The organism is Streptomyces sp. (assembly GCF_035563135.1).
Classification (GTDB): Bacteria; Actinomycetota; Actinomycetes; order Streptomycetales; family Streptomycetaceae; genus Streptomyces.
On record NZ_DATMVN010000865.1, the window covers coordinates 1 to 15171 of the forward strand.

Here is a 15171-nt window from a genome sequence, read left to right on the forward strand (position 1 = left end):
CATCCGCAGCGAGTTCCGGTGGATGCGCGGCGACACCGTGTTGGCGTGGTCGGAGGACGAGTACCGGGCCAAGGTGGAGCAGATCAGGGCCGATGTCGCCCAGAGCCTCACCCACCTCCCTTGCCTGCCGGGGTGCGTCGAGGACCACGTTGCCCAGTGGCTTTCAAGCGAGGTCTGCGAGTGCTGGGTTCCGCCGGCCCCTGTCGCGCTGGTGGAGTCCGCCATCGAGGGCCGCGAAGTCGCCGTCATGGCCGGGGCCTGCATGACCTACGGCGCGTCGCCTTCGACGCTGATCTACGTGGGCCTGTCCAGCTCGGACACTGAAGACCACGCCGAGCTGACCTCCGAGAAGGCCCGACGCCTGGCCGCGGCGCTCATCGCAGCGGCAGACGAGGCTGACGCCATCGTGGCGGACGTCGAGGGCTGACCGTGCCGGGTGCCCACCGTGCCGTTCGAGTAGAGATTTCTACCTCATCGACACAGGCCCGGTGGGCATCCGGGGCGCCGTTCAGCCCTTCACTCCCGACTCATCGGAGGCACCTCGTGTCCGCTGACGTGTTCCACACCGACACCCCGCACGCCCCCTTGGGCTTCACTCCACTGTCCACCCTCGCGGAGTGGCGCACCGCGGCCCGCGTGCGCACCTTGGAAGCCGCTCAAGCCGGGGACCCCGTCGACCCCCGGGACCACTGGACCGCGCTGGCTCTCGGCACCCGCATCGCCCAGGAGGCCAGGACCGGTCAGTGGTGCGAGGTTGCCGCGCTGCTGTGCTTGGGCGAGGTGCCCTCCTGGCACAAGGCGGGCGTGGCACTCGACATGAGCGCCGAGCGGGCACACGTCGAGTTCGTGAAGCATCTCGAACGCCAAGTGGAGTTGTACCGCCGGACCGGCCTGGGCATAACCCCCGCCAAGGCTGCCGACCTCTGCCGGCTCGCTGACGCCGTCCCCGCCTACTGACCTCCGGAGCAGCCCACACCATGACCACCGCAGAGCTGACCGCGGAGCAGGTCCAGGAGCAGGCCCGGCAGGCGTACCGGGAGAGCATCGAGCAGGGAGCCCCGCTCACCCGGGAGGAGCTGGGCGAGATGTTCGGCCGGTCCGCCTCGTGGGGCCGCGACCGCATCCGAGAGGCCCGCGCCGAGCTGGACCAGGCGCAGATTGTGCGCCCCCTTGAGGCTGAGGACCCCAAGTCGTCAGATGATGACTTGGGGCATGTGCACGTCGGGGTGGCACCCGTAGACAAGCCCGCCAGCGCCACGGGTGCCACCGGAGATAACGCGGCAGTCGTTGCCCGGACGGCAACAACTGTTGGCCAGAGCCCAACGGTCGGCGCCCGCATCGTCGCGTGGCTCGGGTTCGCCTTCGGGTCGGTGGTGTCGGTCGCGGCCAACTGGCTCGCTGCCTGGCTGCCTGCCTCCGACATGCCGGAAGGCTGGTCACCCACCATCGCCGCGCAGGTCGGTGCCGCGGTATGGCCGGTGGCACTTCTGCTGTCCGTCGAGGTGCTGTCCCGCACGGCGTGGCAGGACGGCCGGGCCTGGCTCGTTGTCCGACTTGGCGGGTCCGCTGTCGTCGCCCTCGGGTCGGCAGTGATCTCCTACGGCCACGTGCGCGCCGTCCTGCTCGACTGGGGGTATGACCACCTCGGGGCATCAGTGGGGCCGCTGGTCATCGACGGCCTGATGGTGCTCTGCGGCTTCGCTCTGCTGTCCATGAGCCGCCGGGAAGCCCGTCCGAGCCAATCCGTCCGATCGGACTGAAAACCCGTTGACCAGGCTTTTTGCTGGGGTCGACTCTAGAGTCACCCCTTGCGGCCCCCTTGAGGAAGGTGGCAACGATTGTCAGATTGACGGGGAGCTCGCAACTGGGGTCCTCCCGGAACCTCAGTTGCGACCAGGTCTCCCTTGGTCACAAGCCGTAACCGAACTCCTTGAGGGAGGTCAGTTGCGCTCGTTCAGCTTCGCCAAGTCCTTCCGGAGCTGTTCAACGTCCCATCGGCCATGACCTCCCGCGGTCACCAGAGCAGGCTTGACCAGGCCGTCAGACCACCACCGCGCCAGGGTGGCCCGGCCGACGCCGATGGCCTTCGCGGCTTCTCCGGTGGAGACGAGCAGAGGCGGCACGCGTTCACCCTGCCGGACTAATCGAGCCGAAACACCGCAGGTGAGACGCTTCCCACCGAATCTGACGCTTGCAAGACTTCAAGACGAGTGAGACGTTTGAGACGTTCTCGACCTCGGGGAAGTGATCCAGTGAACACGCCGCCGTCATCGCCGTACCCGACCGTCTCCCCCCGCGAGGGAATGCACACCCGTTGGCAAGACGGATGGGGCGTGCTCGTGGCTCACCTGGCCTGTCCCGACTGCCTGTCTCCGACAAGCCGGGTACTCGGAGGCGGCTTCGGCGGTCTCGGGGGTCACTGGCTACGCCTCCGCTGCGAAGTCGAGCTGTGCGGGCGCCGGTTCAGGCGTCAGTACCACCGCTCCCCCGGACATGCCTCACACCCGGAAGGCAGGCGGGGGCGTCCGGCCGAAATGGGCGCCGGGCAGGCGGAGGCAGTCACCGTGTTGTCGTGACTGTCTCCGCATCTGCGCTGCCCGCCGTCGAGATCGCGCCTTGAGTCGCGGCGGGTTCCCGGCCGGACAGGAGCGCCGGGACGAGTGCCGGGCCGGTCACCCCTCGATCGGCCCGGCACCTCGGGAAGTAACACCACGACATGTCGAAGCGAGGGACAGGGCATGACACACAGCGTCCGCGTCACGTGCGGCACCATCGGCGGCTTACTGATGGCGGCGGCCCTCGTGTTGCCCTTCCTGCCGGGCCTGAACATCTGGCCCTGGGTGCTCATGTTCGGAGCGGTCGGCATCGGCCTGGCGGCTGGCGCGTACGTGTCGGTGGAGGACGCGCAGGCGGAGAGGGCGAGGGCGGCTGACCGTACGGCTTAGCCCCACGGTTCCATCCGTCCGCCGGATGCACGTCCGTGGGCGCCACGGTGCAACTTCCCTGAAGGAAGTTGCAAGGGGGTCGACAGGGATCTGATCCCTGTTCCGAATGCAAACGGTGCGGTGTCGGGGGTGGGAGCCGTCTCCCACCCCCGGCCGGTATCTGGCACCAGTCAGGCGCCGCCCCCGGCAGTGCGGGCATCGGCGGACTGAGCCCCCCGGGAGGGATTTAGGCCCGAGGCGCAACCGAACTCCCAGAGCAAGTCCGGTTGCCACCTGCCCGAGGAAGGCTGCAAGGGGTGTGCTTCCGACGCACACCCCTTGCCCTTGAGAGTCGGTGACCGGGACAGTGCCCCGATCGTTCTTGCTGGCCGATGCCGAGTACCGGCTATACCCTCACTACTAATGAGGGCATCGGGTGCACAGCGGCGGGTGCCGCGCTGGTAGCGCACCGGCGAGCAGGGGTTGAGCCTCCTGGTCGTCGAAGCTACGCCAGGCCCGGCACAGGGCGCGGATGGTGTCCACCTGCTCGCCCGAGGGGTGTCGGCAGTACCGACCCCTTCGACATGGAGTGCTGCGGCTTCTGGCCAGCGACTTCCGACGATCCGGGCGCGCTGCACCTGGGAACGGGAGACGTTCAGAAGTTGGGCGGCTTCATCCTGTGTGGGAGGCGCTGACTCCAAAGCTTCAGATGAAGCTTTGGAGCGGTTCACGTGGTTCCATCCGCCGCGTGCACGCTCCGCGATCTTCGCCGCGACCATCGCCCGCTGCGAGTCGGTCAGGTGCCGGCGGTGCAGGTTCGTCGAGATCACGAACCGCCACGGCTCGCCTGCGTGCACCTCGTACACCGGGCGAATGCCGGCTGCCTCGCACGCTCGGTAGCGGTTGCGGCCGTCGAGGATCAGGTTGTCGGGAGTGCGGACGATCGGCGTGACGAGGCCGTTCTCCTTGATGTCCCGAACCAGCTCGTCGAAGTCGGAGCCGGACATGAGTGGGAACAACTCGGCGGCCGGGTGTACGGGCACATCGGCGGGCCATACCGGCAGGGAGCTGACGGTTGCGGTCACGGGGTGTCACCTCCTATCTATGCGGCGGGGCGGCGATGCTGCGGCTGATTGACCGGCGGGTCGGTGCGCAGCAGGACTGCGATGCGTGACAGCTGCGCGGTGGTGGGGGGCGGAGCCTTGGCGAGCTGCTGCTCGATCCAGGCGTCGCGTGCCGGGTTAGGCGGCGGGATCACGGACGAAGAGCTAACGCTTCCATCCCCGCCGAGCTCTCCGGGTCACTTCATCGAGTGACTGGAACCACCCGATCCATACCTTAGGCGCCCGCATATCTGCGCCCGCTCTTCTGTCGAAGGTCGAGATGAACCGATTGGTAAACGATTGAGTCACGGCCCGTAACGTCCCGGCGGATAGCTCCGACTAGCGTGTATTCGCAGCCCCCGTCTGGAGTAGAACATGAGCGACGATCAGGTCAACGTCACCACAGAAGAATCAGGCGCCGCTACCTGGCAGGTCGACGCCAACAAGCACAACCCGGACGGAGCATTCGACGGCCCGACCTGGTTCCCGACGTTCGCGGCACGCTCACTGAAGCGCATCAACGCCGCCGGGGACGCCGACCGGGCCACCGCTCAGGGTGTCGCGGAGGTGGTGATGATCCTGCACTCGATCCGTCGCATCCTCATCTGGACCGCGGTCATCATCCCGCTCATCGCCGCGGCCGTGTGGGTGACCATGATCGTGGTGGCCAACAACGCCAGCGAGCCGGAGCGGTGCTACTCGCTCTACTCCTGCTGACCCCGGACACGACGAAACGCCCCCGCTCCACCGGCCCGGAGGCTGGCAGAGCGGGGGTCTATTGCGACTTCCCTAGGGAAAGCGGCAAAGCCTCCCGGCGGCGGGGAGCTTAAGCCCTGGGAGATTTTCCCGGAGCCGGGAAGAAGACCCGACCAAGGACCGAACGCCGCCGATACCCCCTAGGGTGTTTTGTCAGCGAGTCAACGCCGCTCACCCGGGGCGGCCAGGGCGGAGACCCCGGCGGGAGGGGGTACCCGGTGGGGGCACCCGAGACTTTTGCCCGCCTCAATGCGGACCTCACCCGGGGCGGCCGGGGTGGGGAGGGCCTCCCCCTCGAACGGCTTCCCTGCCGTGTCGCATAGCAGCTCCCCAGGTGCGTGCGACCGGTCCGGGTTTTTACCCCAGGGGGTACCGGCTTGGAAACTTGGGAGTGGGGGCAGCTGCTATGCGACACGGCAGGGAAGCCGTTCGAGGGGGAGTCCACCCCCACCCCCGGGGTGCCGTCCTGGCTTGCGACGGCACCCCGGAGGGTGTCAGCTACCCATGATCAGAGCGGCCAACTGGCGCGGGTCGTTGACGTCGTCAGGCGTGCGGTCGGGCGAACCCGGACGCAGCATGTGACCGAGGCTGAGGGCCGCCTCCTGACCGAACGCCGAGGCGTTCCCGAACTGTCCGGCCGCGTGGTAACGGTTGGCCTCCTCGGCGGCCTTGGCCACCTGGGTGCGCCAGGAGAGCGTCTCCTCTGGGGTGGCGTCGACCAGGTTCAGCGACTCGATCTCGTCGCGGTAGATGGTCTCCCCGCAGGCCGCACGGGCGAACAGGTCACGAAGCGGGGCGAGTGCCTGCCGATCGAACTTCGCACGGGCGTTGCTGGTACCCGCCGGGCGGAAGGGGATCGAGGAGACGTCGACCGCTTCACCGGCCGCGGTGTACGGGCCGAACGTCTCCGTCGCGTCCTGGGCGAGCTGGGCCGCCGCGTCGGGGTGCTGCTGCTGCTTGGCCGCGGCGATCTCCCGGCAGGCCCGTCGGATGCTCTTGCGGGCGCGGTCACGCTGGTCCTTGGTTCCCCTGGTGATCAAGGGGGCGATCTCCTCCAGGGTGGGCACCTGGCCGGTGCGAACGACGGAGTCGAGAAGGGACTTGAGGGTGGTCATGGTGACCTCTTTCTGTTGGGTTGGGGTGGTGAACCGGCCGTGCAGTACCGGCGCGCCCTGTGAGGTCTTGAGGGCGCTCGGTGCCGGACTTGGCTCCCGGTGGGGTGGCTTTGACACGGCCGGCAAGTTGACAGAGGGTGTCACTGGATGCGCCCCCTCCTGAGTTGGACCTCGCGAGCGGTGGCGCTGAGGGCCCGTTCAACGCGGCCGTCCACGATGGAGGCGAATCCGCGTTCGTCGACCAGCAGACGACCGGTGATGGCTAGCCCTTCCAGTGAGGGCATCTGCACGTTCACCGTGGCGGCGCCGGTCTCCATCAGGCTGGCTGCGACGGCCTGGCCGGTCTGGGTGGCGATGCCGCCCACGGCGAACCGGCGGATGAGGTCGAAGCCCATCTCGTTCGCGGCGCGGGCCAGGATCGCCTGAGAGCGCAGAGACCGGTTGAGGGGGATGTACGCCTCGGGAACGTCCATCCTGTCCCCCACAACGCGCCAGGTGTTCGGCGGGACGATGGAGGCGATGCCGGCCGCCATCGGCTTGAGCCCGGCTGCGGCGAGCCCTCCCGCCGCCATCGGCATGAGGTAGTTGCCGTCATGGTTGACCGCCATCGGGCCCACACCGAGGCTCTTGCCTTCGCTGTAGACGACGGTGACCGTCTTCGTGGCGGGCCTGTTGAGGAACGCGTTCAGCTCCCGGTTCGCCGCGTCGCTGTTGGCTGTGATCGTCACGTTGTTCGGCGTGGTGACGACCTTGTATCCCAGCTCCTCAAGCTTCGCCTTGGCGTCCTCGGACAGGGTCCGTACCTGGATGGGCTTGTCCGGGGGAATCTGGTTGGCCATCGACCGGACGATGGCCAGCTCCTGCTTGGTCTTGTCGTCGCCCGGGGTGGTGAGAGCAATGGCCACGTTGTCGGGGACCAGGCCGGCGCGGTTCGCCAAGACCTCAAGCTCGGTCGAGGTAAGGCCCGTCTCCCTGGTCAGCCTGGTGAACTCGTCTCGCACGGCCTGGGCCGCGGCTCGCGCCTTCTCCGTGGCAACGGGCACGGTGTCGCCCTGGGCCGCGGCGAAGTCGTAGGTACTCTGCGCCACGTCCGCGGCCCGGTCCCGGAGATCCCTGAGGGTCTCGCTCAACGTCCGGCCGTTCTGGGCCAGTACGTTGATCGAGCCGTCAGCGTTGATCAGCGCCGTTCCCGCGTTGTTGAGGGCGTTGCCCCATCCCTGGGTCTTGTCGATGTTCTCCCCGAACAGGTCCCGTACCCGGGCCAGGGTGTCCTGTGCCCGGACCTGGGCGGCCTCAAGGTCCACCTGGCCCCCGGACAGGGCGTCCATCGCGTCCTTGAGCGCCCTGGCCCTGTCGTCGGCCGTCGCGGTCGCGTTGCCCAGCGAGATCACGGCGGCTTCGAACGAGCGCCCCGCATCGGTGGCGTCCACCATCGAAGCGGTTCCGCTGGCGATGGCGTCCTTGAGTTCACGCTCCCGCCGCTCGGCGTCCTCGAACGACTTGGCAAGCCCGTTGACCTCGTTCAGCAAGTCCTGGGCGGCCTGCCCCGTCTCGTTGTAGCGACCCGTCCACGCGAGTGAGCCGTCTTCGAGGGTGGCGAACTCCTTGTTCGCGTCGATCACGCCTTGAAGCTGGTCGCGTACCGTGCCCAGGGCTTCGCTGTTCCCGAGGGTGGCCTCGGTCATGAGGTCGAGACTGAACCCCGCTTCGCGGGCCGCATCACCAACAAGCCGCTCGGAATCCCCGATCTTGTCGGCTTGCAGCGCCTGGGCCTGTCGAAGCCGGATGCTCTCGGTGACGACGCCGTTGGACTCGCGCAGCATCGCGGCGAGGTCGTTCACCTTGCCCTGGTGCTCCGCAGAGGCACGGGCAGCGTTCGCCTGCTGATCGGCCAGCAGCGACAAGCCCACTGCGGCACCCGTGATCGCGAGCCCCACCGGCCCACCGAGGGCACCGACCAGGCCACCGGCCGCGAGGCGCAAGCCCGTACCCGAGGCGGCGGCGATGCCGGCCGCGGTTCCGAACCTGTCTGCCCCTTCTGCTGCCTGCTGGAACGAGGATCGAAGGGTGGCGATGGCGGGAGAGCGCTCGGCAAGCGTGCCCACCGCGGCCGACAGGGTGCCAATCGGCTGGCCCGCCGCGGCGGCGCCCGCACGAACGGCGGTCATCTGGTCGGTAAGGCCCCGGGTGGCGGCGACCGCGGAGACGGTGGACGTGCGGTAGGCAGCGGTAGCGGCTTCGAGTCGCCCGATCTGCTGACCGTTGGCCGCAGCAAGGGACTGCTGAACCCTCATCTCGTCGGAGAACTGGCGGAGCCCTGAGAACGCCTGAGTGTCCCCGAAAGCAGACCGGGCGATGCGGAACGCCACCAGCGCCGCTACGGCCGTCTGAACAGGACCAGGGAGCGCGGTGAACCCGTCGACCGCCACCCCGAGGAGTTGCCCCACCGGCTTGAGGAGAACGGACACGCCTTCGAGTGCGTCACCGGCCAGCAGCAGGCCCGACGCCAGGGCGTTCACGGCCCCGTCCCCGTCCGCCGATGCCGAGGCGAGCGCCCCGACGCTTTCCGCCACCGGTTCGGCCGCGTCGGTGGTGTTGCGGAGAACCCCGGTGAAGTCGTCCCACAGGCTGATTCCGGTGTTGAGTGCGGTGTTCATCGGGTCAACGGCCCCGTCGACCAGCGGGCCTACGACGCCCTTGGCCGCGTCCGCGATGACCGACCCCCGGGCGCTGATCGCGTCGGCCAGTCGGGGCCCGAACAGCTCGGCAGACGCGACGGCGGTCTCGATGCCGTTCACGATGTCGTCGTTCATGCTGGACAGGTGTTCGGCACCGCTGCGGACCAGGCGCTCAAGGGGGCCGTCGATCGCTTCGTAGATGCCGATGCCGGTGGTCTCGGCCTGGGACTTCAGGCCCTCCCACGCCCCGCCCAGTCCTTGAGTCTTCGCCGCGGCGACCTCAGCGGCACCCCCGGCACGTGACACCGCCTTCGCCATGTCGTCGTACGCCTGGGCGCCGGTCGAGGCGAGGGACGCGGCAATGGTCATGCCCTCGTTGCCGAACGCCGTCGCAGTCGCCTCGGTGAACGCGGCATCGGACAGTCGACCCTTGGCCGCGGCCAGCTGCTCCGTGACGGCACGCAGACCGATGAACTTCCCCTGAGCGTCGAAGGCGTTGATGCCCAACGTCTTCAGCGCCTCTGCGGCAGGTCGGGACGGGGCTGCGAGGGATGCCAGCATTCCCCGCAGCGACGTGCCGGCCTGCTCGCCCCGAATGCCCTGGGTCGCCACCAAGCCGATGGCTGCGGCCACGTTGTCGATGTCGACGTTCAGCGTCTTCGCGACCGGGCCGACGTACTTCAGCGCGTTCGCCATGTCGGTGATCTCGCCGCTGGCCGCGTTGGCGGTGTTCGCCAGGACATCGGCCACGTGGCTGGCCGACTCGGCGGACAGGCCGAACTGGTTCAAGGCGTCCGACTGGATCTCGGCGGCCTGGGCGGCTTCGACCTGGGCAGCGGCAGCCAGCTGCAACGTGCCCTTGGCCGCGGTCATGGCCTCGTTCACGTCGAGGCCACCCTTGGCGAGTTCCTTCATGGCCGCCGCCGCATCGGCCGCGGACGTGCCGGGGAGGGTGATGTCCGCGCCGAGATCCTTCGCCACCTCGCCCACGCGGGCCATCTCGTCACCGGTCGCCCGGGTCACGGCCTGCAACTCGTTGAGGTTGGCCGTGTACTCGTTGCCGATGTCGATGACCTGCTTGAGCCCAACGGCACCGAGGGTGGCGCCGCCAGCGAGGGCGAGCCCCATGGCCTTACCCATGTTGGACGCGATGCCCACGCTCGACTTGAGGCCACCCTCAAGCCTGCCCGGGAACATCCGGAGGTTGGGGACAACCTCGATCTCGATCAGACCGCCGGCCATCAGCCCGCCTCCTGCTCGCGCAGGCCGTCACGGATGGCCGTGAGTGCGTTGAGGTAGTCGCGACCGGTCTCGGCGCTGAGGTTGTCCAACAGGGGGCGAAGCACGTGCTTCGCGATGCTCTCGAACGCGTACGCGGCCACGATGGGGAACCCGGTCGGGTCCAAAGACATGGCGGCGTTGACCGCCTCGCGCACGGCGGCCACGCTGTTGGTCCCCGCAGCGACTTCGTAGGCGAGCTGGACTCCGAGATCCCGGGCCCGCCCGTGGTCGAGCACCCCGAGCGGAAGGCCGGACTCGTCGACCACGAACTCCCGATGCCCGCTCACGCCACACCGTCCGCGACGGCCAGGGCGTTGATCCACTGACGCTGAACACCCGCGTGACGGGCTGCACGGGTCGAGGTGGTGAAGCCGATGTGCGTGATGACTTCGGCTTGCGCGTAGCAGCGGAAGACCGCCGGGAGAAGGTTGGGCGCCGCGTACCGGCGGCAGTCCTCGGACAGTAGGGCGTGGACATCGTCCGCCTGGAACGACCGCCGGGACGCCACCAGCACGTCAATGGCGGCTTCGATCTCGGGTCGGTAGTCGCGGTGGACGGCACCGTCGGCGGCGAGGACGTCGGCAACGCCTTCGTCTCGGAGCCGGGCGCCGGTGGTGGTGCGGTTCATGGTCAGGTCTCCGTGGTTCTCGTGTCCTCCGTCCCGTTGGTCGGCGGCTCAGCGGGGGCGAGGTAGGCGGATTGGTGGGGGTGGGGCGCGCCGGAGCGCGCTGCCTGCTAGGTGTCCGGTGGGGGTTGCGCGTACGAGTCGAGGACGTTCACGCCGTCTCCCCCTCGGTGGTCCGTGTGGTCCGAGGCGGCATTGGGATCACGTTCAGCTCATTCGGATCAGGGCCTGAGGCTTGAGCTGAATGAGCCGAATGTGATCCGGATGAGTCGAGGGACCACACGGACCCCTTCCCGAAGCCCTGCCGCTTGGTGCTGATTCCGGCCTTGGAGCGCGCCCGCTTGAGCGTCGCTTCCGCGATGCCGTCAGCTCTGGCGGCCTTCAGTACGTCGGATGCCTTGGCGCTGCCGCCCTGGTCCAGCAGGTATTCACGGAGCCACTCGGCGGCTTCGGTCCGCTCGGAGCGGTCCTCGGCGGTTCCGGTCTGTTGGTCGAGGAGGTCCCCGACAGACTGGTCCGTCTCTCCGATCACCTCGAATGTGCCGACATCGGTAGGGCCGTCCGGGGTGTCGACCACCGCCGGGGCGATCCGGTAGCGGATGCTCGGGAGTCCCTGGGGGGCGATGTTGGTCTTGATCAGGCTCATCACACAGGAACCGTCTTCCGCATCCCGGTCGCGGGCGAAGCCGATTGCGGAACGCACGACCTGACCGAACTCGGCGGACCCGCTGATCATGTTCAGCGGGTCACCGGCCCCGGCCTTGCGAAAGTGGGCGATGCCCAGGATGGCCACGTTCATGTCCTGCGCGAGGCGGGATATCGGTTCCAGCACGCTCCGGACGACGCCCTGTTTCACGAGATCGCCGGACATGGTGGAGAGCAGCGCGTCGAAGACGATGAGGGACGCATCGGTTTCGTTGATCACGTCTCCCAGCGCCTCGACGTCCACCGGAAGGCGGAGGACACTCTCGCTCCCCTCCACGGTCTCCGCGTACAGCCGGTGCACCCGGTCGAGGTCCGCACCGGAGGCATGGAAGCGGGGGGCGAGCGTGTAGCTCCACGAGTCCTCCGACGCCATGTAAAGCGCTGACGTGGGGTGCCCGTACAACTCGCCCGGCAGGGTTCCGCGTGAGACCGCGGAGGCCAACCACACGGCGTGCTGCGATTTGCCGGTACCGGCCGGTCCGGCGGCAATGGTCAGCTCGCCCAACGGGACGTAGTTGTTCCACAGCCACTGACGGCGCCTCATCGCGATGCCGGATACCGGCGTCACGCGAAGGCGTCGAGCTGGTGCCGAGTCGTCGTTTCTGGGTGGCGTGGTCATGCCGCATCCCGGCGGGACGTGGTGGGTTGCGGCTCGCTGCTTCCCGTGGCCACCCACCGGGCGACTGCCATGGGGTCGATTTCACGGGTAGGGGGGACGACGCTGCGGCGTTCGCGGAGGGTGTGGAAGTCCGGGTAGTCGCTGCGGTAACCGTGGTTGCGGTCCGTCTTCAACCGGGGGCACGCGGCCATCAGCAACTGACCCCGGTCATCGCGGCACGTCATACAGGTACGGCCCCTGTCCCACCACATGTCGGACATGACCAGAGCGGCCTGCTTCTCCGCAGCCCGGTCAAGGAACTCGTCGAGTTCGGCGCGCTCCCGAATGGCCTCGGGGGAGTACTGGTCGGCGTGCGCCAGGGCCGCGTAGACGATCGCTGCCCACTTGTGCGGGTCACTGTCCGGCAGCGCGGCCCATTCGGCGGTGCAGAACATCGGCACGCCTGGCTCCACCTTGGCGAGCTTGGGCTTGGCCCACTCGCGCCCTAGGGCGGGATCGATGACCACCGGGTGTCGGGGGAAGGTGTTACCCTCGGGGTCGGGTAGCTGTTTTGGTGGGTACTTGTTCGACACGGCGTCTCTCTGGCCAGAGGCGCCGTTCGTCGTTTCCGGGGTCACGCAGCAGCCTCCGCGCCCTCCGCGCCCGACAACGCCGAGAGCACGGAAGCGGTGACCACGCGGTACCGGTTGCCAGCACGGATGACCTTCGCGGGGAACTCATCGCGCCCCGCCAGCTCGTAGGCGTGACTGCGACTCAGTCCGAACGCCTTGCCCGCCGTGGGAACGTCCACCGTGGCAGGCCACGTTCGGATGTCCGCCAGCGTCGGAGCCTTACCAGTCGTACTCGACATGGGTCCTCCTGTTAGTCCTTACTGCTGCCACCGGTCCACCGTTGTACCTCCGGGGCCTTACTGTCATCGCCAAGCATGACTAGTCCAACTGGTCTTGTCAACACAGGGGTTACGTGTCATCCTGGGCCGGTACATAGGCGGCAGACGGGGCGGTACAGGCGTGCGTATCGAGGAAGTCATTGGCGAACGCGTTCGAGCCAGGCGCGAGCAGTTCCAGGGCATGTCCCAGGAGGAACTGGGGCGTCGACTAGAACCGCTTCTCGGCAAAGCCTGGCCGCGGCAAGCGGTGTGGGCGGCGGAACGCGGACAGCGCGCCTTCACCGCAGCCGAGCTGCTAGCACTGGCCACGGCACTAGAGACAACTCCCGGCCTGTTGATCACTCCGCATCCATGGGTAGAAACAGTGGAGACCCCCGGAGGCGCCTCGGTCCCCGTGAAGGAACTCCTGAACATCGACTTTCGAGACCCGTTCCTTCCCGTCGTGAACGAACTCACGCGGGAGCTGTCCGCCGCAGTAGAAGAGGCGACTAAAGCGAACGAGCGTGTACGCCTGATCTCGGAAGCTTTGGTGAAACGCACGAAGGAGCAGGCGCTAGGAGCGTTCGATGCAGTGGTTGATCACATCAACGAACGCGCTGCAAAACAGGGCGTTCAGTCGCAAGTGGAGGGTGAGGAAGAGTGAGTGACGGCCCGATCAAGCGCATCGAGCTACGGAACGGCAAGGTTCGCTACCGGTTCGTACTCGACGTCGGGCGCGACCCGAAGACGGGCAAGCGACAACAGAAGACTTTCACGTTCGACGGCAAGCGAGAAGCCGAGAGGGAGTACACCCGCATTAAGGCCGAGGTGAATCAGGGCACCTACGTGCGCCCCAATAAGATCACCGTGGGCGAGTGGCTTGATCAGTGGCTAGCCAGTGCTACACGCGGACTGGAAGAGGCCACGGAGTCTAACTACCGAAAGGCCCTGTTGCCCGTGCGGGAGCGGCTTGGCGCCGGACGTCTTCAGAAGCTCCAAGAAGGCGACGTTGAGGCCATGGTGGATTGGATGCTCACCTCCGGACGTCGCACGGCGGGCAAGCCGGGCACCTCGTTGAGTACCCGCTATGTCGAGTTGTCCTTGGGGCGCCTTAAAGCCGCGCTTGACGTAGCGGTCCGGCGGCAACTGGTAGGGCGAAACGTCGCTGCGTACGTAGTGATTCCGCGAACGGCACGACGCGAGGAGGCACAGTCCAGGCCGAAGCGGGCCCCATGGACGGCCGAGGAGGTACAGACCTTCCTGGGCGCGATCCGGTCGGATCGGCTCTATGCCCCGATGTTGTTGTCCCTCATGGGTTTGCGCCCTGCCGAGGTGTGTGGCCTCCGCTGGATTGACGTGGATCTGGATGCAGGGACGATCGCTGCGGGGCGGAACACCCGAACGATGGTGGACGGCCGCGTCGTGGAGAAGCACGCCAAGTCCACCTCGGGCGATCGGGGCTTGCCCCTTCCCTCGCCCGCACTGGATTCCCTGAGGTCGTTCAAGCTGCGGCAGGAGGCAGAGGCCAGCGAACTCGGGGCCGGCTATCGGCACAGCGGGTACGTCCTGGTTGACCAGGAGGGGCAGCCACAGAAAACGGATTGGCTCCGCCGCCGGGCCTATGACCTGATGATCGGTTGCCAGATGCGCAAGGTCCGCCTCTACGACGCCCGTCACTCCTGCCTGACCTACCTCGCGGCGAACGGTGTGCCCGACTCCGTACTTGCAGCGTGGGCGGGGCACTCCGATGGCGGGGCACTGGCCAAGCGGGTGTACGTGCACCCCGATGCATCCCACCTGCGCGTGGCCGCCGATCGCCTTGGTGAGCTTCTTGGCTAACAGTACGGCCGTACGTTAGAAGTTGTGAGACAAACGAGATGGAATCCCCCCGCCTGAGGGGTTAAGGTAGCCACTGACCAGCACGAACGAAGTTCTCGGTCGTTAAGATCGGTTGATGTCCCCTCCACCTACCAGTGTCCGGAGGGTCCAGCCAGTCCGAACCGTGCTGGTCAGTGACTCACAGTCTCCACCGACTCCAGTGGTCAACCCCCTGATCCGGGGCGGTCCGTGAGAAATCGGTGAGACAAAGAAGCGGCTCCCGGAAGCGTCTCACGAACGCCCCGAGAGCCTTGATCGCCACTAGGAGGCGACCCATGAGTGACCGTACCGCACCTCAAGGTGACCAGGGGCAGGAACTGGCCGAGTGCCCCGAGTGGTGCCTCGCCAACGCGCACCCGTTCAAGCCCATTGGCAACACGAACATGCTGATGCGGACCCACAGCCGGCGCGTGTTCTCGAACGCCCGTCGATGGGGTGTCATCCAGCAGAGCGACCTCATCACCCACACCGGGGAGCACATCCGCAGCGAGTTCCGGTGGATGCGCGGCGACACCGTGTTGGCGTGGTCGGAGGACGAGTACCGGGCCAAGGTGGAGCAGATCAGGGCCGATGTCGCCCAGAGCCTCACCCACCTCCCTTGCCTGCCGGGGTGCGTCGA

Annotated in this window: 18 protein-coding genes; 8 read left to right on the forward strand and 10 right to left on the reverse strand. The window is 67.6% G+C overall.

Translation table 11 applies throughout. The annotated features are described in order from the left end of the window. The 3 genes from VN520_RS38125 to VN520_RS38135 all read left to right on the forward strand — a co-directional run. A partial coding sequence (locus VN520_RS38125) for a DUF6907 domain-containing protein (RefSeq protein WP_325751535.1) occupies nucleotides 1-427 on the forward strand: 427 nt, incomplete at its 5' end. A 116-nt stretch (nucleotides 428-543) separates the two neighbouring features. After that, nucleotides 544-957, forward strand: a complete 414-nt coding sequence (locus VN520_RS38130) for a hypothetical protein (protein ID WP_325751536.1) — start codon at nucleotides 544-546, stop codon at nucleotides 955-957. A 20-nt stretch (nucleotides 958-977) separates the two neighbouring features. Beyond that, on the forward strand, nucleotides 978-1760 hold the full coding sequence (locus VN520_RS38135) for a DUF2637 domain-containing protein (protein ID WP_325751537.1): 783 nt from the start codon (nucleotides 978-980) through the stop codon (nucleotides 1758-1760). Nucleotides 1761-1940: 180 nt separating this feature from the next. Here the strand turns inward: VN520_RS38135 and VN520_RS38140 are convergent, their stop codons facing one another. Continuing rightward, nucleotides 1941-2123, reverse strand: coding sequence for a MerR family transcriptional regulator (locus VN520_RS38140; RefSeq protein ID WP_325751538.1), 183 nt, complete (start codon nucleotides 2121-2123; stop codon nucleotides 1941-1943). Between the two features lie 615 nt (nucleotides 2124-2738). Here VN520_RS38140 and VN520_RS38145 point away from each other — a divergent pair. Next, a complete protein-coding gene (locus VN520_RS38145) occupies nucleotides 2739-2945 on the forward strand; it encodes a hypothetical protein (protein ID WP_325751539.1) in 207 nt (68 codons plus the stop codon). A 170-nt stretch (nucleotides 2946-3115) separates the two neighbouring features. Here the strand turns inward: VN520_RS38145 and VN520_RS39820 are convergent, their stop codons facing one another. Together VN520_RS39820 and VN520_RS38150 are read right to left on the reverse strand one after the other, a co-directional pair. Beyond that, nucleotides 3116-3931, reverse strand: a complete 816-nt coding sequence (locus VN520_RS39820; protein ID WP_414720080.1) for a ParB/RepB/Spo0J family partition protein — start codon at nucleotides 3929-3931, stop codon at nucleotides 3116-3118. Between the two features lie 95 nt (nucleotides 3932-4026). After that, on the reverse strand, nucleotides 4027-4182 hold the full coding sequence (locus VN520_RS38150; RefSeq protein WP_325751540.1) for a hypothetical protein: 156 nt from the start codon (nucleotides 4180-4182) through the stop codon (nucleotides 4027-4029). Between the two features lie 220 nt (nucleotides 4183-4402). Here VN520_RS38150 and VN520_RS38155 point away from each other — a divergent pair, with 220 nt between their 5' ends. After that, nucleotides 4403-4744, forward strand: coding sequence for a hypothetical protein (locus VN520_RS38155; protein WP_325751541.1), 342 nt, complete (start codon nucleotides 4403-4405; stop codon nucleotides 4742-4744). 533 nt (nucleotides 4745-5277) lie between these two features. On the opposite strand, the gene VN520_RS38160 is transcribed toward VN520_RS38155, so the two are convergent. From VN520_RS38160 to VN520_RS38190, 7 genes are all read right to left on the reverse strand, one after another. Then, a complete protein-coding gene (locus VN520_RS38160) occupies nucleotides 5278-5898 on the reverse strand; it encodes a hypothetical protein (RefSeq protein ID WP_325751542.1) in 621 nt (206 codons plus the stop codon). 140 nt (nucleotides 5899-6038) lie between these two features. Beyond that, nucleotides 6039-9818: a phage tail tape measure protein gene (locus tag VN520_RS38165; protein WP_325751543.1), complete on the reverse strand. Its 3780-nt coding sequence runs from the start codon at nucleotides 9816-9818 to the stop codon at nucleotides 6039-6041. Then, nucleotides 9818-10144: a hypothetical protein gene (locus tag VN520_RS38170; RefSeq protein ID WP_325751544.1), complete on the reverse strand. Its 327-nt coding sequence runs from the start codon at nucleotides 10142-10144 to the stop codon at nucleotides 9818-9820. The genes VN520_RS38165 and VN520_RS38170 overlap by 1 nt, the downstream gene beginning before the upstream one ends. Continuing rightward, nucleotides 10141-10485 carry a hypothetical protein gene (locus VN520_RS38175; RefSeq protein ID WP_325751545.1) on the reverse strand — a complete coding sequence of 115 codons (345 nt, stop codon included), beginning with the start codon at nucleotides 10483-10485 and terminating at the stop codon, nucleotides 10141-10143. The genes VN520_RS38170 and VN520_RS38175 overlap by 4 nt, the downstream gene beginning before the upstream one ends. Before the next feature lie 148 nt (nucleotides 10486-10633). Next, entirely contained in the window at nucleotides 10634-11755 is a 1122-nt protein-coding gene (locus tag VN520_RS38180; RefSeq protein ID WP_325751546.1) for an AAA family ATPase, read from the reverse strand. Between the two features lie 47 nt (nucleotides 11756-11802). Continuing rightward, entirely contained in the window at nucleotides 11803-12378 is a 576-nt protein-coding gene (locus VN520_RS38185; RefSeq protein ID WP_325751547.1) for a DUF2742 domain-containing protein, read from the reverse strand. Between the two features lie 41 nt (nucleotides 12379-12419). Beyond that, a complete protein-coding gene (locus tag VN520_RS38190; protein WP_325751548.1) occupies nucleotides 12420-12656 on the reverse strand; it encodes a DNA-binding protein in 237 nt (78 codons plus the stop codon). Between the two features lie 160 nt (nucleotides 12657-12816). Between VN520_RS38190 and VN520_RS38195 the strand changes: the two genes are divergently transcribed. The 3 genes from VN520_RS38195 to VN520_RS38205 all read left to right on the forward strand — a co-directional run. Then, nucleotides 12817-13338 (forward strand): hypothetical protein, encoded by a 522-nt coding sequence (locus tag VN520_RS38195; RefSeq protein ID WP_325751549.1) that lies wholly within the window; start codon nucleotides 12817-12819, stop codon nucleotides 13336-13338. Then, nucleotides 13335-14513 carry a tyrosine-type recombinase/integrase gene (locus VN520_RS38200; protein WP_325751550.1) on the forward strand — a complete coding sequence of 393 codons (1179 nt, stop codon included), beginning with the start codon at nucleotides 13335-13337 and terminating at the stop codon, nucleotides 14511-14513. The genes VN520_RS38195 and VN520_RS38200 overlap by 4 nt, the downstream gene beginning before the upstream one ends. A 314-nt stretch (nucleotides 14514-14827) precedes the next feature. Next, a partial coding sequence (locus tag VN520_RS38205) for a hypothetical protein (protein ID WP_325751551.1) occupies nucleotides 14828-15171 on the forward strand: 344 nt, incomplete at its 3' end.